Origin of the sequence: Pseudarthrobacter sp. CC4, from assembly GCF_048957775.1 — a bacterium.
Classification (GTDB): domain Bacteria; phylum Actinomycetota; class Actinomycetes; order Actinomycetales; family Micrococcaceae; genus Arthrobacter.
Genome location: NZ_JARCCZ010000011.1, coordinates 144,165 through 164,774 on the forward strand (window position 1 = coordinate 144,165; position 20,610 = coordinate 164,774).

At 66.0% G+C, this 20,610-nt stretch carries 21 protein-coding genes; 17 read left to right on the top strand and 4 right to left on the bottom strand.

Annotation, left to right across the window (positions count from 1 at the left end; all coding sequences use genetic code 11):
• Positions 1-67 precede the first annotated feature (67 nt).
• From PV768_RS09675 to PV768_RS09715, 9 genes are all read left to right on the top strand, one after another.
• On the top strand, positions 68-892 hold the full coding sequence (locus tag PV768_RS09675; protein ID WP_421092904.1) for a sugar phosphate isomerase/epimerase family protein: 825 nt from the start codon (positions 68-70) through the stop codon (positions 890-892).
• 45 nt (positions 893-937) lie between these two features.
• On the top strand, positions 938-1,711 hold the full coding sequence (locus tag PV768_RS09680; protein ID WP_157239627.1) for an SDR family NAD(P)-dependent oxidoreductase: 774 nt from the start codon (positions 938-940) through the stop codon (positions 1,709-1,711).
• A gap of 61 nt (positions 1,712-1,772) precedes the next feature.
• Complete coding sequence (locus PV768_RS09685) at positions 1,773-3,521, top strand: dihydroxyacetone kinase family protein (RefSeq protein WP_421092905.1); 1,749 nt, start codon at positions 1,773-1,775, stop codon at positions 3,519-3,521.
• On the top strand, positions 3,518-4,009 hold the full coding sequence (locus PV768_RS09690; RefSeq protein ID WP_323057878.1) for an RpiB/LacA/LacB family sugar-phosphate isomerase: 492 nt from the start codon (positions 3,518-3,520) through the stop codon (positions 4,007-4,009). Before PV768_RS09685 ends, PV768_RS09690 begins: the two co-directional genes overlap by 4 nt.
• 107 nt (positions 4,010-4,116) lie before the next feature.
• A complete protein-coding gene (locus tag PV768_RS09695; protein WP_321215120.1) occupies positions 4,117-4,830 on the top strand; it encodes a FadR/GntR family transcriptional regulator in 714 nt (237 codons plus the stop codon).
• A gap of 217 nt (positions 4,831-5,047) precedes the next feature.
• On the top strand, positions 5,048-6,418 hold the full coding sequence (locus PV768_RS09700; RefSeq protein ID WP_321215121.1) for an MFS transporter: 1,371 nt from the start codon (positions 5,048-5,050) through the stop codon (positions 6,416-6,418).
• Between the two features lie 27 nt (positions 6,419-6,445).
• The gene (locus tag PV768_RS09705) at positions 6,446-7,219 is read left to right on the top strand and encodes an SDR family NAD(P)-dependent oxidoreductase (protein WP_421092906.1); all 774 of its coding nucleotides are present in this window, start codon (positions 6,446-6,448) and stop codon (positions 7,217-7,219) included.
• Between the two features lie 166 nt (positions 7,220-7,385).
• Positions 7,386-7,826 (top strand): SRPBCC family protein, encoded by a 441-nt coding sequence (locus tag PV768_RS09710; protein ID WP_321215123.1) that lies wholly within the window; start codon positions 7,386-7,388, stop codon positions 7,824-7,826.
• Between the two features lie 178 nt (positions 7,827-8,004).
• A complete protein-coding gene (locus PV768_RS09715) occupies positions 8,005-8,757 on the top strand; it encodes a GAF and ANTAR domain-containing protein (protein WP_323057879.1) in 753 nt (250 codons plus the stop codon).
• Here the strand turns inward: PV768_RS09715 and PV768_RS09720 are convergent.
• The gene (locus PV768_RS09720; protein WP_321215125.1) at positions 8,742-9,032 is read right to left on the bottom strand and encodes a hypothetical protein; all 291 of its coding nucleotides are present in this window, start codon (positions 9,030-9,032) and stop codon (positions 8,742-8,744) included. The genes PV768_RS09715 and PV768_RS09720 overlap by 16 nt on opposite strands.
• A 202-nt stretch (positions 9,033-9,234) precedes the next feature.
• Positions 9,235-10,086: a helix-turn-helix transcriptional regulator gene (locus PV768_RS09725; RefSeq protein WP_421092907.1), complete on the bottom strand. Its 852-nt coding sequence runs from the start codon at positions 10,084-10,086 to the stop codon at positions 9,235-9,237.
• A gap of 75 nt (positions 10,087-10,161) precedes the next feature.
• On the opposite strand from PV768_RS09725, the gene ilvD reads away from it, so the two are divergent.
• Complete coding sequence (ilvD, locus tag PV768_RS09730) at positions 10,162-12,027, top strand: dihydroxy-acid dehydratase (RefSeq protein ID WP_321215126.1); 1,866 nt, start codon at positions 10,162-10,164, stop codon at positions 12,025-12,027.
• 25 nt (positions 12,028-12,052) lie between these two features.
• Here the strand turns inward: ilvD and PV768_RS09735 are convergent, their stop codons facing one another.
• On the bottom strand, positions 12,053-12,457 hold the full coding sequence (locus PV768_RS09735) for a hypothetical protein (RefSeq protein WP_421092908.1): 405 nt from the start codon (positions 12,455-12,457) through the stop codon (positions 12,053-12,055).
• A gap of 100 nt (positions 12,458-12,557) precedes the next feature.
• Here PV768_RS09735 and PV768_RS09740 point away from each other — a divergent pair, with 100 nt between their 5' ends.
• Entirely contained in the window at positions 12,558-13,022 is a 465-nt protein-coding gene (locus PV768_RS09740; protein WP_421092909.1) for a phage tail protein, read from the top strand.
• A 457-nt stretch (positions 13,023-13,479) separates the two neighbouring features.
• Here the strand turns inward: PV768_RS09740 and PV768_RS09745 are convergent, their stop codons facing one another.
• Positions 13,480-14,253: a FadR/GntR family transcriptional regulator gene (locus PV768_RS09745; protein WP_421092910.1), complete on the bottom strand. Its 774-nt coding sequence runs from the start codon at positions 14,251-14,253 to the stop codon at positions 13,480-13,482.
• Positions 14,254-14,394: 141 nt separating this feature from the next.
• Between PV768_RS09745 and PV768_RS09750 the strand changes: the two genes are divergently transcribed.
• The 6 genes from PV768_RS09750 to PV768_RS09775 all read left to right on the top strand — a co-directional run bounded on the left by PV768_RS09750 (position 14,395) and on the right by PV768_RS09775 (position 20,499).
• Positions 14,395-15,690 (top strand): ABC transporter substrate-binding protein, encoded by a 1,296-nt coding sequence (locus PV768_RS09750; RefSeq protein WP_421092911.1) that lies wholly within the window; start codon positions 14,395-14,397, stop codon positions 15,688-15,690.
• 113 nt (positions 15,691-15,803) lie between these two features.
• Entirely contained in the window at positions 15,804-16,757 is a 954-nt protein-coding gene (locus tag PV768_RS09755; RefSeq protein ID WP_228405109.1) for a carbohydrate ABC transporter permease, read from the top strand.
• On the top strand, positions 16,754-17,632 hold the full coding sequence (locus tag PV768_RS09760; RefSeq protein ID WP_321215135.1) for a carbohydrate ABC transporter permease: 879 nt from the start codon (positions 16,754-16,756) through the stop codon (positions 17,630-17,632). The genes PV768_RS09755 and PV768_RS09760 overlap by 4 nt, the downstream gene beginning before the upstream one ends.
• A 7-nt stretch (positions 17,633-17,639) precedes the next feature.
• A complete protein-coding gene (gene dgoD, locus PV768_RS09765) occupies positions 17,640-18,788 on the top strand; it encodes a galactonate dehydratase (RefSeq protein ID WP_157239595.1) in 1,149 nt (382 codons plus the stop codon).
• A 53-nt stretch (positions 18,789-18,841) separates the two neighbouring features.
• A complete protein-coding gene (locus PV768_RS09770; RefSeq protein ID WP_421092912.1) occupies positions 18,842-19,513 on the top strand; it encodes a bifunctional 4-hydroxy-2-oxoglutarate aldolase/2-dehydro-3-deoxy-phosphogluconate aldolase in 672 nt (223 codons plus the stop codon).
• Positions 19,510-20,499 carry a sugar kinase gene (locus tag PV768_RS09775; protein ID WP_421092913.1) on the top strand — a complete coding sequence of 330 codons (990 nt, stop codon included), beginning with the start codon at positions 19,510-19,512 and terminating at the stop codon, positions 20,497-20,499. Before PV768_RS09770 ends, PV768_RS09775 begins: the two co-directional genes overlap by 4 nt.
• Positions 20,500-20,610 lie beyond the last annotated feature (111 nt).

The following is a 20,610-nucleotide window of genomic DNA, read 5'->3' on the forward strand; positions in this document are numbered from 1 at the left end:
ACTGTTGACAATGAATGGGCCTACAGTGATTCACATCACCACCCGCTCATCCAGAGGATCAACGACGATGTTCAACTCCCGACTCGGCTGCTCGTCCATCAGCTTCAGGCACCAGGACCTGCCGGCCGCCCTGCGGACCATCAGCGGCCTGGGCTTCGAAGAGATCGATCTCGGCGCCCTCCCCGGCGTGTGCGATCACGTTCCGTACAACCTGGATGCGGCGGCCGTTGACGCGGTAACGGCCGAGGTTGCTGCGTCCGGGCTGCGCGTCCGTTCCGTCAACGGCGATATCGGCGACCTCAATGCCGTACTCGACGCCGGACAGCAGGCAGCCTGCGAACGGCACCTGGAGGCGCTGCTGACCCTCACGCGGAATACCGGCGCGAAAGCGCTGGTCCTCCCGTGCGGTGCCCTCAGCCACGAACCTGTTCGGAGCCTTGGCGAGGACCTGGACCTTATTGCCGCCCAGCTCACCCACGCGGGGCAGCGCGCGGCGGAGTCCGGCGTCGAACTCTGGACAGAATCCCTGCACTTCCTGCGGTTCTGCTGGAACCTCGAACGCGCGGAACTGCTGGCCCAGCGGCTGGCGGGCACCGGCGTCGGGATTGTCATGGACTTCAGCCATATCGTCGCCGCCGGCGAAGACCCGCTGGAGTACCTCGAATCCCGGAAGGGCAGTATTTCCCACGTCCATCTCCGGGATGCCGTGCCGGGAAACATCAACCTCAGCATCGGCAACGGCAACGCCGACTTTGCCGCAGGGCTGCGCCGGCTTGCGGCGGACGGCTACCAGGGGCACTTCTCGCTGGAGCTCGAAACCAGGGACGTCACCAACGACGAACGCCCCGCAGCGGCAGCCAAAGCCGCGAGCTTCATCACCGACCTCATCTGACCATCGACACCCACTTCAACAATCCAAACGATTCAAGGGAGCATCATGACCACCATCCAGCGCACCGCCGTCCTCACCGGGGCAACCTCGGACCGGGGCATCGGCATCACCACCGCCCGCCGCTACGCACGCCAGGGCTGGGCGGTGGTGATCCTGGACCTCGACGGCGAGAAGTCCGCCAAGGTCGCCGCCGAAATCGGCAATGAATTCAACGTCCCCGCCTTCGGCCACGAGATCGACGTCGCCAACGAAGCGTCCGTCACCGCAGCCCAGGCCGCCGTCGCCGCCGAGGTCGCCTCCGGCAACCTGCCGCCGGTAGGCGCACTGGCCAACATCGCCGGCATCACCTCGCCGGTCCCGTTCCTGGAAACCACCCTTGAGCTCTGGCACAAGGTCATGGATGTCAACGCCACCGGCACGTACCTGGTCACCAAGGCATTCCTGCCGGACATGATCGACAACGGCTGGGGACGCATCGTGAACATGTCCTCGGTCTCCGCCCAGCGCGGCGGCGGCGTGTTCGGCAAGGTTCCCTACTCCGCCGCCAAGGCCGCCATCCTGGGCTTCACCAAGGCCCTGGCCCGCGAACTGGGCGCCACCGGCGTGACCGTCAACGCCATCACCCCCGGCGCCGTGGACACCAACATCCGCGTGGGCAGCACCGAGGAGCAGGAGGCCGCCATCAACGCCGGCATCCCGCTGGGCCGGAACGCCACCACCGAGGAAGTAGCCGCGGTGATCACGTTCCTTTCCTCCGAGGACTCGGCCTACCTCACCGGAACCACCATCGACATCAACGGCGGCAGCCACATCCACTAGGCAGCCGCCTCCCCTCAACAGTCCCTAAGCCCGCCCCGGAACCCACGGCAGAGAGCACATCATGACAAAAATCTTCAACGATCCCTCGGAATTTGCCGAGGAGGCCCTGGCGGGGTTCTGCGACGTCCACGCGGACCTGGTTCGCCAGGTTCCAGGCGGCGCCGTGCGGCGCCTCCGGCCCCCGCGGCCCAAGGTTGCCGTCCTGGCGGGCGGCGGCTCCGGGCACTACCCGGCCTTTGCCGGGCTGATCGGCGCCGGCTTCGCCGACGGCGCGGTGGTGGGAAACATCTTCACCTCGCCCTCCGCGCAGCAGGCCTACATGGTGGCCAAGGCCGCAGAGTCCGGCGCCGGCGTCGTTTTTACCTACGGGAACTACGCCGGCGACGTCATGAACTTCGGCATGGCCAGCGAGCGCCTGGCTGCAGAGGGCATTGCCGTGGAGAACGTCCTGGTGACTGACGACATCGCCAGCGCACCGCCGTCGGAATCCGCCAAGCGCCGCGGCATCGCCGGTGACTTCACCGTCTTCAAGGTGATGGGGGCCGCAGCCGAGGCCGGCGCGGACCTCGCCGAAGTGGTCCGCCTGGGCCGGAAGGCCAATGACCGGACCCGCACCATCGGCAGCGCGTTCTCCGGCTGCACCTTCCCCGGCGCGGAATCGCCGCTGTTCTCCCTGCCCGACGGACAGATGGGACTGGGCCTGGGCATTCACGGGGAGCCCGGACTGTTCGACACCGCGCTGCCGCCCGCAAAGGAGCTGGGCCGGGAACTGGTGGCACGCCTGCTCGCTGAAACTCCGCCCGACGCCGGCGAACGGATAGCGGTCATCCTCAACGGGCTCGGCTCCACCAAGCACGAGGAGCTCTTCGTTCTCTGGGGCACCGTGGCGCCGCTGCTCCGCGCCGCCGGGTACAGCCTGGTGATGCCCGAGGTCGGGGAACTCGTCACCAGCCTCGACATGGCCGGGGTGTCGCTCACCGTCACCTGGCTGGACGAGGAACTGGAACCGCTGTGGCTTGCCCCGGCGGAAACACCCGCCTACCGCCGCGGCAACGCGGTCCGGGAGGCCGGCACCGTGGCGGCCGGAGGAGCGTCCGACGACGACGCGGCCTCTGCCCCGTTCGTTGCCACCGACGCCTCCCGGCAGTACGCCGCCGCGGGCTTTGCCGCGCTGGAAGCCACGCAGTCCCTCCTGCACGACGCCGAGGAGCGGCTCGGCAGGATGGACGCCATCGCCGGAGACGGTGACCACGGGCGCGGCATGGTGCGCGGGATCGACGCCGCTGCCGCGGCTGCATCCGCTGCCCTCGCCCAGGGCGCCGGAGCGGGCGATGTGCTGGCAGCCGCCGGTGATGCCTGGGCCGACAAGGCGGGCGGAACGTCCGGCGTCCTGTGGGGAGCGGGATTGCGGGCTCTTGGTGAATCCCTTGGAAACAGTTCGGCGCCGGAACCCGCGCAGCTGGCAGCGGCGGTCAGGGCATTCGCGGACCGGATCGTGCAGCTGGGGAAGGCGGAGACAGGCGACAAGACCATGGTGGACGCGTTGCTGCCGTTCGCCTCTTCCTTTGCCGGGCTGGTGGCAGAAGGCGTGGAGCCGGGCCGGGCGTGGGAGGACGCGGCCCGCGACGCGACGGCAGCCGCCGAGGCGACAGCCGGCCTGCTGCCGCTCAAGGGCCGCGCCCGCCCTTTGGCGGAAAAGAGCCTGGGCACACCGGATCCCGGGGCGACCTCGCTGGCCATGATCTTCACCGTCATGGGCCCGCACCTCACCGCCGCCGTATCCAGCGAATCCGTGGGAGCACGGCAATGAACACTGAAGGACGAACCATGGGACTGAGACTTGTTGTAGGCGCGGACGAGGCGGGAGTCGATTACAAGGACAAGGTCCTTGAGGACCTCCGGCAGGATCCCAGGGTCAGGGAAGTGATCGACATTGGCGTCAACCGGTCCGATGCTCCGGATGACTTCACCAGGCCGTACCCGTATGTGGGTATCACGGCTGGCGAAATGATCAGGGACGGAGCCGCGGACCGGGCCATCCTCTTCTGCGGCACCGGAATCGGCGTGGCCATCGCGGCGAACAAGGTGGAAGGAATCAGGGCCACCGCCGCCCACGATTCCTTTTCCGTGGAACGCTCCATCCTGTCCAACGACTGCCAGGTCCTCACCATGGGCCAGCGCGTGGTGGGCATCGAACTCGCCCGCCGGCTGGCCAAAGAGTGGATCGGTTACACCTTCGATCCGGCCTCCGCGTCCGCGGGAAAGGTCAAGGTCCTCACGGACTTCGAGGCTTGCTGAGCGCTGTCCCGCTGCAGGAAGCAGGCCACGATGCTGATCAGGGCGGCATTCGACAGTAAAGTTTAGAGGGCCCGCACCAGCGGGCAACGCCAAGGGCAGGAGCCAGGATGGGCCGCAGGACACTCGTCGACGATCTTGTCGACGGCCTGCTTGACGACATACTGGCAGGCAAGCTAAAACCACACGATGCCATCCCGCCCGAAGCGGACATAGCAAAGGCGTACGACGTCAGCCGGCTCACGGTCCGCGAGGCGCTCAAGGCGCTGAGGGCGCAGAACATCCTCTACGTCAAGGCGGGGCGCGGAACCTTCGTGAACCCGTCGGACAACTGGACCGGCCTGGACGCGATCTTCAAGGCCGCCTCGCATGGAAACGGCGCGGACCAGGTGTCCGTGGGACTGATCGAAATGCGGCGCATGGTGGAAACGGGCGCGGCGTCCCTGGCCGCCAAGCGCCATACTCCCGAGCATGCCCGGCAAATGGAGCAGTGCATCGCGGATATGAAGCGCTTCCACGAGGCCGGGGACCTGGACCGCTTCGTCGACGCTGATATCGCGTTCCACGATGCTGTGCTCAGGGCCTCGGGGAACCCCTTCGTGCGGGCCCTCTTCGCGCAGTTGGGACAGTTGCTCTACATGACCCGGCGCGAGACCTCGGCCGTGCCCGAGATCCAGCTCCATGCGATCGAATACCACCAGAAGGTCATGGACAGCATCCTCAGCGGTGATGCCGAACTTTCCCGCCGGGTCATGGATGACCATATGGAGCAGACGTACCGCGACTACGAGCGCTACGTCCAGCACCCTGAATCGCACGGCTAGTTTCCAGGCGCCCCGGTTCCAGCGACACACCATCGCCGGTGGACGGCGCCCATTTCCGGGCGGCTTGACGTAATCCGGATCACCCTTCTATGATCTTTCTCATGTTGCTTCGTCAGATGTCAGACATCAGACCCAAATAGGCAGCAGACGGAATATCCCCATTTCCCTCGGACGCGCCGCCCCCAATGCGCCGCTTCCGCCAGATAGAAGGTCGACGATGACTTCACTCTCCATGCCGTCCGCAGGACTGGGCGAACTCGGCGAGCGCACGCTCCGCAAGGTTCGCCGCCGCGTCATGCCGCTGATTGTCCTGCTTTACTTCATTGCCTACCTTGACCGCAATAACGTGGGCTTCGCCAAACTCACCATGAGCGAGGACATCGGCCTCACCGCCGCCGCCTACGGCCTTGGTGCCGGCATCTTCTTCCTGGGCTACGCCCTGCTGGAAGTTCCCAGCAACGCCGGGATGTACCGCTTCGGCGCCCGCAAGTGGCTGGCCAGAATCCTTATCACGTGGGGCATCTTTGCCAGCGCCATGGCGCTGGTCAACGGGGAAAGCACCTATTACATCATCCGGTTCCTGCTGGGTGCGGCCGAAGCCGGCTTCTTCCCCGCGATCCTCTTCTACCTGACCCTGTGGTTCCCCGCCGCCCAGCGCGTCACGGTCCTGGGCATCTTCATCCTCGCCCAGCCCATTTCCAACGCCCTCGGCGCCCCGGTTTCCGGCCTGCTGCTGCAGATGGACGGCATCATGGGACTGCACGGCTGGCAGTGGCTCTACATCATCGAGGGCATCCCCGCCATCCTGCTCGGCCTGCTGACCCCGATGCTGATGACCGACCGTCCCCGTGACGCCAAGTGGCTCAGCACTGAAGAACGCGAATGGCTCGCCACCACCATGGACGCCGAACTTGCCGCCAAATCCAAGGGCGGCAGCCACAACTTCCTGGCCGGCCTCAAGGACAAGCGCACCCTGACCTACTCGGCCCTGTACTTCGGACTGGTCTGCGGCATCTACGGCCTGGGCCTCTGGATGCCCACCATTGTGGCCGCCCTTGGCAAGTTCTCCACCGCCGAGGTGGGCTTCATTGTCCTCATTCCGTACTCCATTGCCGCAGTCTTTGTGTACTTCTGGAGCAGGCGGGCGGACCGCACGGGCAAGCGCGCCTGGCACTCCTCCGTCAGCATGGTGCTGGCCGGCATGGGCCTGCTGGCCGCGGGCTACCTGCTGCCGGTCAACCCCATCCTTGCCCTCATCGCCCTGACCGCTGCGGCGATGGGCATCTACGGCGCCATTGCACCGTTCCTGTCCATGCCGTCCGCCGCGCTCACCGGAGCAGCTGCCGCATCCGGGCTGGCGCTGGTGAACTCCCTCGGCAACCTCGGCGGCTTTGTGGCCCCGTACGCCGTGGGCCTGCTCAAGGACGCCACCGGCAACAACCAGAGCGGACTGCTCTTCCTGTCCTTCTGCCTGTGCGTCACGGCAGTGGCCACGTACTTCTACGCCCGGAAGCGGCCTGAGGGCGACGCCGCCCTGGACCCGGCAGTTGCCGCTGCGGCAGAAGTCAACGCAGCCAAAGTCTCCTGACCCCGAACCCTGACGAAAGATGCACCTGTGACAACCACACCATTTCCCGCCGACCGAACCGTCGTACTGACCGGGGCTGCCTCTGCCCGCGGCATCGGCCGCGCCACGGCGGACCTGATGGCCAGCGAGGGCTGGTCCATCGCGATCCTCGACATCAACGCCGAAGACGCCAAAGCCGCGGCTGCGGAAATCGGTTCCAACCGTGCAGTGAAGGCAATCGGAGTCGGCGCGGATGTTTCCGACGCCGCCTCCGTGGACCGGGCCATCAGCGAAATCGAAGACTCGCTGCCGCCCATCGTTGCCCTCGCCAACCTTGCCGGCATCAGCTCGCCCACAACCTTCATGGAGACCACCGTGGAGGAGTGGGACAGGGTGTTCGCCATCAACATGCGCGGAACCTTCATCGTGTCCCAGCGCGTCCTCAAGGGAATGATTGAGCGCAAGCTCGGACGCATCGTGAGCATCTCCTCGATTTCCGCCCAGCGCGGCGGCGGCACCTACTCCAAGGTGGCCTACAGCGCCTCCAAGGCTGGAATCATCGGCTTCACCAGGGCCCTTGCCCGTGAAGTGGGTGAGTTCGGCGTTACCGTCAACGCGATCGCACCCGGTCCCATCGACACCGACATCATGGGCGGCACCCTCACCGAGGAACGCAAGGCCCAGATGTCGGAGGGCATCATGATGGGGAGGGTGGGTACCCGCGAGGAAGTGGCCGCCCTGATTTCCTTCCTGCTCGGGAAGGACGCCGGCTACATCACCGCCGCGACCTACGACATCAACGGCGGCCTGCAGGTCAGCTGACCTCACAGCCGTGATTCACAGCAGAAGCGCCCCGGCGGGTTCCGTCCGGGGCGCTTCTGCTGTTCCCGTGCCCGGGCTTCTTCATCCTGCACATCCGCATCCGGACATCCCCGTCCCGGACGTCCGGGGGCTGGGCTTCCCGGGTGCCGGTTCCTACACTGGGGTGATGATCACAGTCACCGGAAGTGTGGAAACCAAACTGTCCGCAGACAAGGCCTTTGCCTTCCTGAGCGCGTTCGAGAACACCAGCGAGTGGGACCCCAACACTCCGGTGATGGAAAAGCTGACGCCCGGCCCGGTCGCGGTGGGGCACCGGTACCACGCCGAGTCCGAGTTCCGTGGCAAGCGCCAGTCACTGGAGTACGAGGTCATCGAGCTGACTGAAAACCACATCAAGCTCCGTGGCGAGAACAAATCCGTCACGGCCTTCGACTCCATCGACGTGAGTCCCGCCGCCCAGGGGTCGGTAGTGAAATACACCGCGGAGTTCAGCATCAAGGGGCCGGCAAAAATCGTCCAGCCGCTCCTGAAACCTGCCTTTATGTCCCTGCGGGACCCGGCGCTGAACGGGATCCGGGACACGCTCAACGCCCTGGCCGCCGCCTAGGCTTACGCCGTTACGCCGTGCTGCCCCGGGCATTCCCGGGTGCGCGGGCATGCGGTCGTCATGGTGGACACATTATGACTTTCCCGCAGGTAGGCTGGCATGTACCGTTCGGCAGTGAGCGGCCAAGGCGTTCTTTAATGGACTACATGGCCTTTGTGCTGTTCGGGAGGGGGAAGCATTGGCTCACGCCGAAGCCGCGAATGACGAGGTTTTCGCAGACGTCGCGCTGCATCTTCAGGACCTGGTGCTGGACAGTGCCGATGTTGACGAGTTCCTTCGGGACCTGGCCGGCTATGCCGCGGCACGGCTCAGCAGCCAGGACCGGGAAGTTTTCTGCGGCGTTGCCGTCGAAAGGCACAAGAAGGCCACCGCCATAGCCGGCAGCGATCCCTGCATCCGCACCCTCGACCAGCTCCAGGACAAGTACGGCTATGGCCCGGGCATCACCGCCATGCGCACCACGGACACCGTTCTGGTCCCCGATGTGAGCCAGGAAAAGCGGTGGCCCGCGTATGCGAGTGCCCTCTCCCGGCAGGGATTGTTCTCCGCTGTGAGTGTGCCGCTCGTGCTCGGCGAAGACATCCGTGGCGCGCTCAGCCTGTACTGCCGGCGGCTTCAGGCGTTCAGCAGCGAAGATATTGCCACGGCCCGGGCCTTCTCCGGACAGGTTTCAAAAAGCCTGCGGCTGGCCCTGCGGATCGGCAGGTTGCAGGACACCAGGGACAGCATGAGCGCGGCCATGAAATCACGGACTGTGATCGACCTGGCCACAGGTGCCATCATGGCCCAAAGCCATTGCAGCCAGCACCAGGCGTTCAGCGTGCTGCTGCAGGCATCCAACACACGGAACATGAAGCTCAAGGACGTTGCCGCAACCGTGGTTGCATCAATCCCCGGCAGTTCCGGCATCTCCACCTACTTCGACGAGTAGGGTTCCTGTGAGTCGCTGCGTGCCCGGGCCAGCAAGGAGCCACTGAACGGCGCGCGGGACAGCAGCCCTGCTGCAGCACAATGTTCGTTGACGGCCTGGGCCAAAGCGTCCCGGTCCTTTGGAGGAAGGATTGCCAGCCCCGCGCTGTAGTCCCGGATTTCCTCCTCGGAGGCGTCGCCGCCGAGGGCCAGGTGTTCCAGCCACAACTGACCCATGTCCAGGCCGTGCTCCCGTATCACTGCGCCGGTCAAGGCCTGCTGGTCCGCTGCGTCCACCGCTCCGTCCTTTCCTGGAAGTACATCTTTCCCCGGTGAAGGTTCGGAGCCGCGGCGCTGCAGAATGGGCCGATGGTGACTCTTTTTTCCAAGCCCGGCAATGCGGTGGGAGTCCCGGAACCATCCGTGTGGAATGGAAGCACGACGACGGCGCGTTCCACCTTGAGGCGACGGACCTGGGGGAGTGGAGTCCGACGTCGTACTAGCCGCCCACGGCCAGGAGCCGCTGGATCTGCTCTGCAGCATCGCTGTCCGGTGCCGGCGTGTAGACCACAAGATGGAGGTCCGGCCGGTCCGACGGCGAGACCTGGTGGTGCTCCAGCCGGAGGACGCCCACCGACGGGTGGTGGAACAGCCGTTCGCGGGATTCGAAGCCCAGGATGTCGTACCGGTCCCAGCTTTCCTTGAATTCCGGACTCGTCTCCTTGAGCCGCTCCACCTGGTAGGCCACGTCCGGATCGCCCAGCCGCTGCCCGGCTTCCGCCCGGAACTCTGCCAGGAACCGCCTGCTGGTGACGTCCCAGTCGGGGAGCAGTTCACGGACATACGGGTCGGTGAAAACCAGCCACAGCAGGTTCCGTTCCGGGGCGGCCACGTTGGCGATGTTGGGGTAGAGCGCGGCATAGGCCCGGTTCCAGCCCGTGACGCTCCAGTCCGGGGCAAGCGCGAAGGCCGGGTTGGGGCCCAAGGCATCGAGGAGCCGCTGGATGTGGGCTGGAGCGTCTGCAGCTGCCGGGCCTGCGGACACCGGCGCGGAATAGCCTGCGAGGGACAGGACGTAGGAGCGGCCGGTCTCCGAGAGGTGCAGGGTCCGGGCCACGGCTTCCAGGACTTCCCGCGAGGGCCTGATCTCCCGGCCCTGCTCGAGCCACGTATACCAGGTGACGCTCACGCCGGAAAGGAAGGCCACCTCCTCTCGCCGCAGTCCGCGTTCCCGCCGGCGGGCCACGGGCGGCAGGCCGTACTCCGACCGCAGCGCCTGGTCGCGGCGTGCCCGCAGGAAAAGACCGAGTTCCTTGCGCTTTTCGCCTGCCTCTTTCACGACATCCAACACTAGTACTCTGGTACTCCTGCTACTAGTATCAGCACTGTCTTCCGCCCGCGCGCCCGGGACGGCAGGATCGGTAGTATGCCTCCTCTTCGTTCACGTACTGTCACCCACGGCCGCAACATGGCCGGAGCCCGCGCACTGCTGCGCGCCTCCGGCGTCGCCAACACGGACATCGGCAAGCCGATCATCGCCGTCGCCAACTCCTTCACCGAGTTCGTCCCCGGCCACACCCACCTCGCCCCCGTGGGCCGGATCGTCTCCGACGCGATCCTCGCCGCCGGCGCCGTGCCGCGCGAGTTCAACACCATTGCCGTGGACGACGGCATCGCCATGGGCCACTCAGGGATGCTCTATTCGCTGCCGTCCCGCGACCTGATCGCCGACTCCGTGGAGTACATGGTCAACGCCCACTGCGCGGACGCCCTGGTCTGCATCTCCAACTGCGACAAGATCACCCCGGGCATGCTCATGGCGGCGCTGCGCCTGAACATCCCCGTGGTCTTCGTTTCCGGCGGACCCATGGAGGCCGGCCGCGTGACCCTGACCGACGGCTCCGTGCGCTCCCTGGACCTGGTGAACGCGATCGCCGACGCCGTGGACGAGTCCATCTCCGATGAAGACATCAACCTCATCGAAGAGAACGCCTGCCCCACCTGCGGTTCCTGCTCCGGCATGTTCACCGCCAACTCCATGAACTGCCTTACCGAGGCCATCGGCCTGTCCCTGCCGGGCAACGGCTCCGTGCTGGCCACCCACACCGCGCGCAAGGCGCTGTATGAGAAGGCCGGAAGCACCGTCGTCGAGCTGGTGAAGCGCTATTACGACGGCGACGACGACTCCGTGCTGCCGCGCTCCATCGCCACCGCCAAGGCATTCGACAACGCCATGGCGCTGGATATTTCCATGGGCGGCTCCACCAACACCATCCTGCACCTGCTCGCCGCGGCCCAGGAGGCGGGCGTGGACTACGGCCTGGCCGAGATGGATGCCAAGTCCCGCCAGGTGCCCTGCCTCGCGAAGGTGGCCCCGAACGTGGCCAAGGACAAGACCTACTACATGGAGGACGTGCACCGCGCCGGCGGCATCCCCGCGCTGCTGGGCGAGCTGAACCGCGGCGGCCTGCTGCACAAGGACGTCCACTCCGTGCACTCCGCCGACCTGGACGGCTGGCTGGACGACTGGGATATCCGCGGCGGCAAAGCCACCGAAGAAGCGGAGGCCCTCTGGCACGCGGCCCCCGGCGGCGTCCGCTCCTCCACCGCGTTCTCCCAGTCGAACCAGTGGACCTCCCTGGACACCGACGCCGCGGAAGGCTGCATCCGCTCCGTGGAACACGCCTACTCCAAGGACGGCGGACTGGCCGTGCTCCGCGGCAACGTGGCCGTCGACGGCGCCGTGGTGAAGACCGCCGGCGTGGACGAGTCCATCTGGACCTTCTCCGGCCCGGCCGTGGTGTGTGAGTCCCAGGACGAGGCCGTGGAAAAGATCCTGAACAAGACCGTCAAGGAAGGCGACGTGGTGGTCATCCGCTACGAAGGCCCCCGCGGCGGTCCGGGCATGCAGGAAATGCTCTATCCGACGTCGTTCCTCAAGGGCCGCGGCCTGGGCAAGAAGTGCGCCCTGATTACGGACGGCCGCTTCTCCGGCGGCACCTCCGGCCTGTCGATCGGACACATCTCGCCGGAGGCCGCCTCCGGCGGCACTATCGCCCTGGTGGAGAACGGCGACATCATCAGCATCAACATCTCTCAGCGCTCAATGCAGCTGGAGGTCTCCGACGAGGTCCTTGCCGAGCGTCGCGAGAAACTGGAAGCCAACGGCGGTTACAAGGCCAAGAACCGGGACCGCCTGGTCTCCCCGGCCCTGCGCGCCTACGCCGCCATGGCTCTGTCCGCGGACAAGGGTGCGGTGCGGGATGTCTCGCTGGTGGAGAACCTCGTCTAGTTCTTCCCGGGTCCGGGGCGCGTCTTTACGGCTGGAAAGGTTGGCTGGTGTGGAAGCGCGCGAAGCCGGCGTGGAGGTCGTGGACCGTGACGGAACCGGTGCCGAGGAGCTGTGCTTTCGCCCGAAGCCGAGCCAGCAGCTCCTCGGTGGGGCGGCCGAATATCTCGATGGATTTCATGGTGATCAGCGGCGCAACCGGCGGGAACCTGGCGCCGGCCACCTTCAGGTGCAACTCCAGCGAGGCTAAATCCGAGTGCAGATGGAGGACCTTCATGGTGGATCCGTCGTCGGAGAAGTAGACGCTGTAGGAGAGGATCCGGGGCTCGTTCTGCTCAACGAAGGCCGCCAGTTCCGCCATGGCTTCCTTGAGCTCCCCAAGTTTGCCCGGGCGGACCTCCGAGGTGTCCAGGTATGCGATGAAATTGCCCATCCCGTCCTCCCGGTGCAGGCAAGGCTGATTGTTGGCGCTGCACCAACAATTGTCCTCCCTGTCTGCGAGGATGTGCGAAGGAGAATTCCCAGGAGGATCATTGCCGTACACCGTTGATTTCAAGAACGTGTCCACCGTGGGGCTGGAGTCCTCACCCGTCGCGGAGGCGCTGGCCGGGCTGCGTGCCAACGAGGCCCGCTACTACAAGAACAAGTACGGCCACGACTTCACGGTCACGCCCGCGGAGGAGGCGCCGGAGACGCTGGAATACGTGAACAACATCCTCGCCGCCGAGCGCAACCTCGTCATCTCATCGCGCCCGCTTGAGGTTTCTTCCTTCGAGGTGGACGGGCTGCGGATGGCGTACGTGTTCTACGAATCCGGCCTGTCCATCAACGTTATGTACAGCATCGAGGAGGGCGGGAAGCGGGCGGTTGGTTTCAAGCTCTCCGACGGCATGGAGGTTCCCGAGGAACTGGCGTCCACCTTCAAGTTCGCGCGCCAGAAGTCGAAGCTTGCCGGCACCATCAGAGGCTCCTACTTCGTGGTCAAGGGCCAGTACTGAAGCGGGGACGGCTTGGCCACGGAGGCCAACCGCCCGCCAACACGCCAGCATGCAAGTAGGTCGCGCCGTCTCTTGCTGCAGTTCCTCCGGATGAGCGGCTGGACAAGCTCCACGAGGTCGCGCAGTGGAGCTTCCGGGACAACGCCTGCGAGGCCCCACCGGTTGCCCGCAGCGGGAAAGGCCGGCTGGACTGTCAGCTGTTTGTCCCCACCGCCGCGTACCTAGTCGACGTCGTCGGATCCTCCCGCAAGCGGCTGCTGGATGTCCGCGCCGACCAGTGGGAGAACGGTGTCATCACCAACATCTCGCCGCCGCCGGGTCCGGAGGTTACATCGGCTGATCCACGGGCACCTGAACCTCGCCGCCGGCACGCCCGAAGCATTGCCCGCCCTGGAATTCCTCGCGAAGGAGCTGGCCTCGGCGAAAGGCGCCTGAAGCACGGTGGCCTAAGTGGATCCTAGGTGTGGGCGATGTCCGCCGGAGGGCCCGGCGTAGCGTTGCCCGCCCCGCCCTGGCTGCTTGACCAGATCTGGCCCATTTCTTCGGTGGACTGCTCCACAATCCTGCTCATCGCTGCGTGCGCTGCGCCCGCCTCGCCGCGCTGGATGGCGCTGGCAACATCCACATGCAGCTGCAGGGCTTCGTGGTGCGGCAGATGGGGCATCAGGCCATGTTCCGTCCGGCCGGTGAGGACCTCCGCCACAAGGTTCTGCAGCTGGGAGAACATTGCATTACCGGAAGCTTTGAGTATTGCGGCATGGAACTCCACGTCCAGCCGGAGGAATTCCTCCTGGTCTCCGCGTTGGCCGGCGGCCCACAGCTTGGCCGCAAGGGAAACGAGCTCGCTGCCGGCGTCCCAGGAGGCCCGTTCGGCGGCGAGGCGCGCGGCCTGCGGCTCGATGGCTCCGCGAAGTTCATTGAGGGACTGCAGCTGCTCCAGCCGGCGGGCGGAAGCCAGCCGCCAGCGGATCACTTGGGGATCGTAGAGATTCCAGCACTCTTCAGGCTGCACAACTGTCCCAAACCGCCGCCGGGATTCCAGCATGCCTTTTGATGACAGCACCCGGGCGGCCTCACGGACCACGGACCGGGATACATTGTGCTGCCCCTCCAGCTCATCCAGCCGCAGTACGGAATGCGGGGCCCAGCGCCCATCGGCGATGCCGAGCCCCAGGCTTTCGACCAGCGCCGCATGCAGGTCGGTAGGGGACTCCGCCTTTGGGATTTTCATAAATAAATCATACGGCTCACTGGCAAGGGGTTGTCTAAGTCTGCCTTATTTCCATATGATCGCTTCCAAGACAGATGTAAAGATGCATTTGTAGGGCGGCTGGACAGTGACGTCAGCCCTCAGAAAGCAAAGGGAGTCGTAATGAAGCGACGTTCAATCGTGCAGTACGCGGCAGTCGCCGCAGCACTTTCGCTGGGGCTGACTGCCTGCAGCGGTGGCGGCGGCAGCACGGACGCCAAGGAATCAGGCACGGTGCGGGTGACGCTGGCCAACCATGTCTGGACTGAAGGCATCAAGGCCGCCATTCCCGACTTCGAGAAGTCCAGCGGGCTCAAGGTGGAACTGACCCAGCTCGGCGAGGACCAGCTCTCGGACCAGTACAACGTCAAGCTCAACGCGGGCAGCGATGAGATCGACGTGATGATGTACCGCCCGCTCCAGGAAGGCAAGGCATTCGCCAAGAACGGCTACCTTGCTGACCTGACCGAAAAGGTGTCCTCCGATTCCGGCTGGGACTGGAAGGACTACCAGGAAGGCCCGGTCAAGGCCACCACCGCCGACGGCAAGGTCGTAGGCGTCCCTATCATCACCGAGCGCGAGGTCCTCTACTACCGCAAGGACCTGCTGCAGGCCGCCGGCCTCCAGGTTCCCAAGACCATGGAGGAGCTTGAAGCGGCGGCCAAGGCCATCAAGGCGTCCAACCCCGACATCGCCGGCTTCGTGGCCCGCACCGGCAAGTCCGCGGCCGTCACCCAGTTCTCCAGTTTCCTGTACAGCTTCGGTGGCGACTTCACCGACTCCAGCGGAAAGTCTGCCGTCAACTCGGACGCGGCAAAGAAGGCCTACGGATACTACGGCGGCCTCCTCAGGAACTACGGCCCCGCCAACGTCAGCACCGACATGAGCTGGCCCGAGGCCATGGCAATCTTCACCCAGGGCAAGGCCGCCTTCTACACCGAGGCGGACTCGCTCTACAAGAACGCCACTGATCCGGCCAAGTCCAAGGTGGCGGACTCTGTAGGTTTCGCACCCCTGCCGGCAGGTCCCGCAGGTTCCAAGCCGTACAACATCCCCTCATGGGGCCTGGCGGTCAACGAGGCGTCCAGCAACCAGGACAACGCGTGGAAGTTCATCCAGTGGGCCACGGGCAAGGAACGCACCCTGGCCGCGCAGAAGGCCGGTGTCCCCGGACCCCGGACTTCCGTGTGGTCGAACCCCGAGGGTACCTCCACCTACCCCAAGGACCTCGCCGAAGCCATCGCCGTCAGTGCGAAGAACGGTGTGGGCCATGACCGTCCGCAGGTTGTGACCGTGGGCAAGGCCAGGGAAATCGTGGGCGAGCCCATCGTAGCCAGCATCACCGGCGCCGACCCTTCCGCTGCGGCCGACTCGGCCAACGAAGCCTTCCAGAAGTTCCTGGACGGCGAAAAGAAGTAACGCCCCAGGCGCCCGCGCTGCGTCCAGCGCAGCCAGCACCACAGCCCGGCGGGACGGCAGACCCTGGTCGCCGTCCCGCCGCGGACCGCTCCCCCCAACTCCTTAGGTGAACCATGTCCGTTACGAACGCTCCCCGCAGCGCTCCCGCCCGCAGCGCCGGCCGCCCTCCCAGCGTTGGGGGGAACATCTCCGCCTGGTCCAACCGGCACCGCAAATGGCTTTTTGCGGCCCCAGCGATGATCTTCGTCGGCGTCCTGATTGTCTTCCCTCTGGTGTGGACCCTGTACCTGAGCCTCACCGATTCGCAGGGCTCCGTACGCGCCGCCACGGAGTTCATCGGTCTGCAGAACTACCTGACAGTCCTCACAGACACCGAGCGCTTCTGGCCGGCGGTGGGCCGCACGTTGACCTTCACGGGTGTCGCACTGGTCTGCGAGGTTGTGCTCGGCATGGGCATCGCACTGCTCCTGTGGCGTCCCTTCCGCGGTGAAAAGTGGGTCCGCGTGGCCATCCTGCTTCCCCTGGTGGCCACCCCGGTTGCCGTCGGAATGATGTGGCGCCTGATCTTCGATCCCAACATCGGCTTCGCCAACCAGCTGCTCGGAATGATCGGCATTCCGCCGCAGCCCTGGCTTTCCGGCCAGGACACGGCCCTTGGCACCACCATTTTCATGGACGTCTGGCAGTGGACCCCGATGGTGGTGCTGATCCTCCTTGCCGGGCTGACGTCCCTCTCCGATGAACCTGACGAGGCTGCCCGGGTGGACGGCGCCAACGCCTTCCAGCGCTTCTTCTACATCACGCTGCCCCTCATGATGCCCACCGTGATCGTTGCCATCCTGCTTCGCGGCATCGACGCCCTGAAGACCTTCGACATCCTGTACGCCACCAAGGGCAAAGGCGGTGGTTCCTTCAACGAAGTGGAAACCCTGAACGTCTACGCCTACGGCCTGAGCTTCGACTACAACCAGTACGGGCTGTCCTCCGCCGTCCTGATCCTGTTCTTCATGATCATCATCGGGTCGATGTGGCTGCTGACCATGCGCAAGAAAGCGGTAAGCAAATGACCGTCCTGACCCCAACCCAAACATCCGGGAAGCCCCAGGTGCTTCACCGCCGCCGGAAGCCCCTGTCCGTCAGGCTCTACAAGGTCTTCCGGGTTTCAGCCCTCATTGCCGTGGTGCTGTTCCTCCTCGCCCCGCTGTTCTGGATGTTCCTTGCCTCCCTCAAGACCAACGTGGACATCTATGACACAGGCAAGGCCCTGTTCTTCACGCCCACCGGCGAGAACTACGCCAACGTCCTGCAGCGGAACAACTACTTCGTCTTCATCTTCAACAGCTTCTGGGTGGCCTTCGTTTCCACCGCACTGTCCATTGTGCTTGGGGTTCCCGCCGCCTACGCGATGAGCCGGTTCACCATGCACCGCTCCGCCCTCGTGGTCCTGATGGCCCGCGTGATCCCCGGCGTGTCCCTGCTGGTGCCGTGGTACTACGTGTTCTCCAACCTGCGGATGGTGGGCCGGTTCGAGGTGCTGATCCTCAGCCACATGTTCGTTGCCCTGCCGCTGATCGTCTACATCATGATGAGCTACTTCGATTCCCTGCCGCTCGAGCTGGAGGAGTCCGCCCAGGTGGACGGGCTTACCCCGATCGGCGCGTTCCGCCTCATCACGCTGCCCCTTTCCGTCGCGGGGATCGCCACGGCCGGGATCCTCTCGTTCATCTTTTCCTGGAACAACTTCATGTTTGCCCTGGTGCTCTCCGGCTCCAGCACCAAGACGCTGCCCGTGGCCATCTTCGACTTTGTGTCCTACGCCAGCATCGACTGGGGCGGGCTGATGGCCGCTGCCACCGTGGTCACCATCCCGATCATGATCATTGCGCTTTTCACGCAGAAGTACATCGTTTCCGGCCTCACCGCCGGCGCGACCAAGGGCTAGGCCACAGATGACGCTCATCAGCAGGATTGAAACCTTCCTCGTTGCGCCGCGCTGGCTCTTCGTCCGGATCGAGACGGACAGCGGAATTGTCGGCTGGGGAGAAGCTACGTGCGAAGGCCGCAGCGAGACGGTGCGCACCGCCGTCGAGCAGCTCGCCGAACTCCTGATCGGCAACGACGCACTGCGGATCGAGGACCACTGGCAGGTGATGACCAAAGGGTCTTTCTACCGCGGCGGCCCCATCCTGGCCAGCGCCGTCTCGGGCCTGGACCAGGCGCTCTGGGATATCGCCGGCAAGCACTTCAACACCCCCGTGCACCAGCTGCTGGGCGGCCACGTCCGGGACCGCATCCGGATGTACGGCTGGGTGGGCGGCGACGAACCCAACGAGGTGGCCGACCAGATCAGCGCCCAGCTGGAGGTGGGCCTCACCGCGGTGAAGATGAATGCCAGCGGGCGGATGAGTCCGATCGCCTCGGTGGCCGAGCTCGACGGCGTTGTCCGCCGGGTGGCCGCCGCCCGCGAAGTCCTGGGTGAGCACCGGGATGTTGCAGTGGACTTCCACGGCCGCTTCAGCCTCGCCAACGCCCGCCGCGTGGCGCCGCTGCTGGAACCTTACCGGCCTTTCTTCCTCGAAGAGCCCGTGGTCCCCGAGAACACGCACCTGCTGCGCGAGTTCACGTCGTCCACCACCACGCCGGTCTCCACCGGCGAGCGGCTCTACAGCCGGCAGGAATTCCTGCCGGCGCTGCAGGCCGGCATCGCCGTGGCCCAGCCGGACCTCTCCCATGCGGGCGGCATCACGGAGGTCCGCAAGATCGCCTCGCTGGCCGAGGTCTATGAAGTCCAGCTGGCACCGCACTGCCCGTTGGGTCCGCTGGCACTCGCCGCATGCCTCCAGGTGGGCTTCGCGACACCTAACTTCCTGATCCAGGAACAGAGCATCGGCATCCACTACAACAAAGGCGCCGAGGTCCTGGACTACGTGGTGGACAAAACGCCGCTGAAGTTCGTGGACGGCCACATCGAGCGGCTCACCGGACCCGGCCTGGGCATCGAGATCGACGAAGCCGTGGTCCGGGCCGCGGACAAGCGCGGACACGCCTGGCGGGGCCCGGTCTGGCGGCAGCCGGACGGCGCGTTCGCAGAATGGTGACCGCCCGGGCTGCGGGCACGGACACAGACACCCCTCAAAAGGAGAAGCCCAGAATGGAAAACACCCTGACCCCCGAGGCTCTGCTGGCCGGGGTGCGCCGGGCCAGGCTGGTGGCGATCGTTCGCGGCACAGACGGCCAGGCCGCGGGGAGGGCGGCCCTCGCCGCGATGGAGGAGGGCTTCAAGTACGTTGAAATCGCCCTGACGACGCCGGGAGCGCTCACCGCGATCAGCCAGGTTCGCGCCGCTGCACCTGCCGGGTGCTTCGTGGGCGCCGGGACTGTGCTGACAAAGCAGGACGCGGAAAACGTCGAGGCGGCCGGCGGCCAGTTCGTGGTCACCCCGTCACTCGCCCCCTCCATTGAGGCAGCGGCCGGGCGGGGGATCGCCGTCCTGGCCGGGGCCCTCACCCCGAGCGAAGCATTCGAGGCGATGAACCGCGGCGCCACGGCAGTCAAGCTTTTTCCCGCCTCCATCGGCGGGCCCGGTTACCTCAAGGCGCTGCGCGACCCGTTCCCGGACATCCCGTTCATCGCGGTGGGCGGCGTCGGGCTCGATGAAGCCGCCGGATACTGGGGAGCCGGGGCCATCGCGGTTGGGCTGGGAGGCCCGCTGTTTGGAGATGCCGGATCCGGGGGCGACCTTGCTCCGATGCGCGGACGCGCGCGCCGCTTTGTTGCCCTTGCCGCAGAGTACAACGGCAGGGCCGCGGAGGACCTGCGGTGACTGCCGCCGTCGGACGCCCTTCTCCGGACCTCCTGACCTTCGGCGAGTCCATGGTGTCGCTGCGCTCCGCCGGGCCGCTTTCCGCCGGCGGCGCCCTCACCATGCACGTTGCCGGCGCCGAGTCGAACGTGGCCGTTGGCGTCGCACGGCTCGGGCACAGCGTCAGCTGGGCCGGCGTTGTGGGTGCCGATCCGCACGGCGAGTTCATCCTCCGCCAGCTCCGTGCCGAGGGAGTGCGGCTGGAGCACCGCCAGGACGCTGCCCGACGGACCGGGGTGATGTTCCTCGAACAACGCACGGCCGACGTGACCCGCGCCTTCTACTACCGTTCCGGCTCGGCAGGGTCAACGCTGTGCCCGGAGGACGTGGAACACGCCCTCCGGGCGGGCGCCCGCATCCTCCACCTGACCGGCATCACGGCCGCCCTCAGCCCCGAGTCCCGGAAGGCCGTGGAGTACGCTGCCGAACGCGCTGCCGCTGACGGCATCATGGTGTCGATCGACGTCAACTACCGCAGCAAGCTCTGGTCCCGGGACGAGGCACGGAAAGTGCTGGCACCGCTGGTGCGGCATGCCGGCATTCTGATCGCTTCCGACGACGAACTTGGCCTGGTTGCCGCCGCGCCGGACGGCGCACCGGGGGCGGACACCAATGAATCGGCGATGGTTGCCGAAATCCTTGGGCTCGGAGTGCGCGAAGTTGTGGTCAAGCGCGGCGCGGCCGGCGCCACCGTCCACACCTCGGAGGGCCGGTGGGACGCCCCGGCCGTCCCGGTCACCAGCATCGACACGGTGGGAGCCGGCGACGCCTTCACCGCCGGCTACCTGTCCGCCCTGCTCGACGGCGCCGACGTGGCCGGCCGCCTGCAGCGCGGCGTGCTCACCGGAGCCTTCGCCGTCAGCACCGCGGGGGACTGGGAAGGCCTTCCCAACCGTGCGGAACTTGCCCTGCTGGGCACCACTCCCAGTGGAACCACGCAGCGCTGACCCGTTCGCGGTCCACCCCTGCCCGCACAACCCGCCGCTCCATCGATTAAGAAAGCCTGGATCTGTTGTGAAAATCATTGCTGCCGATGTGTTTGTGACCAGTCCCTCCCG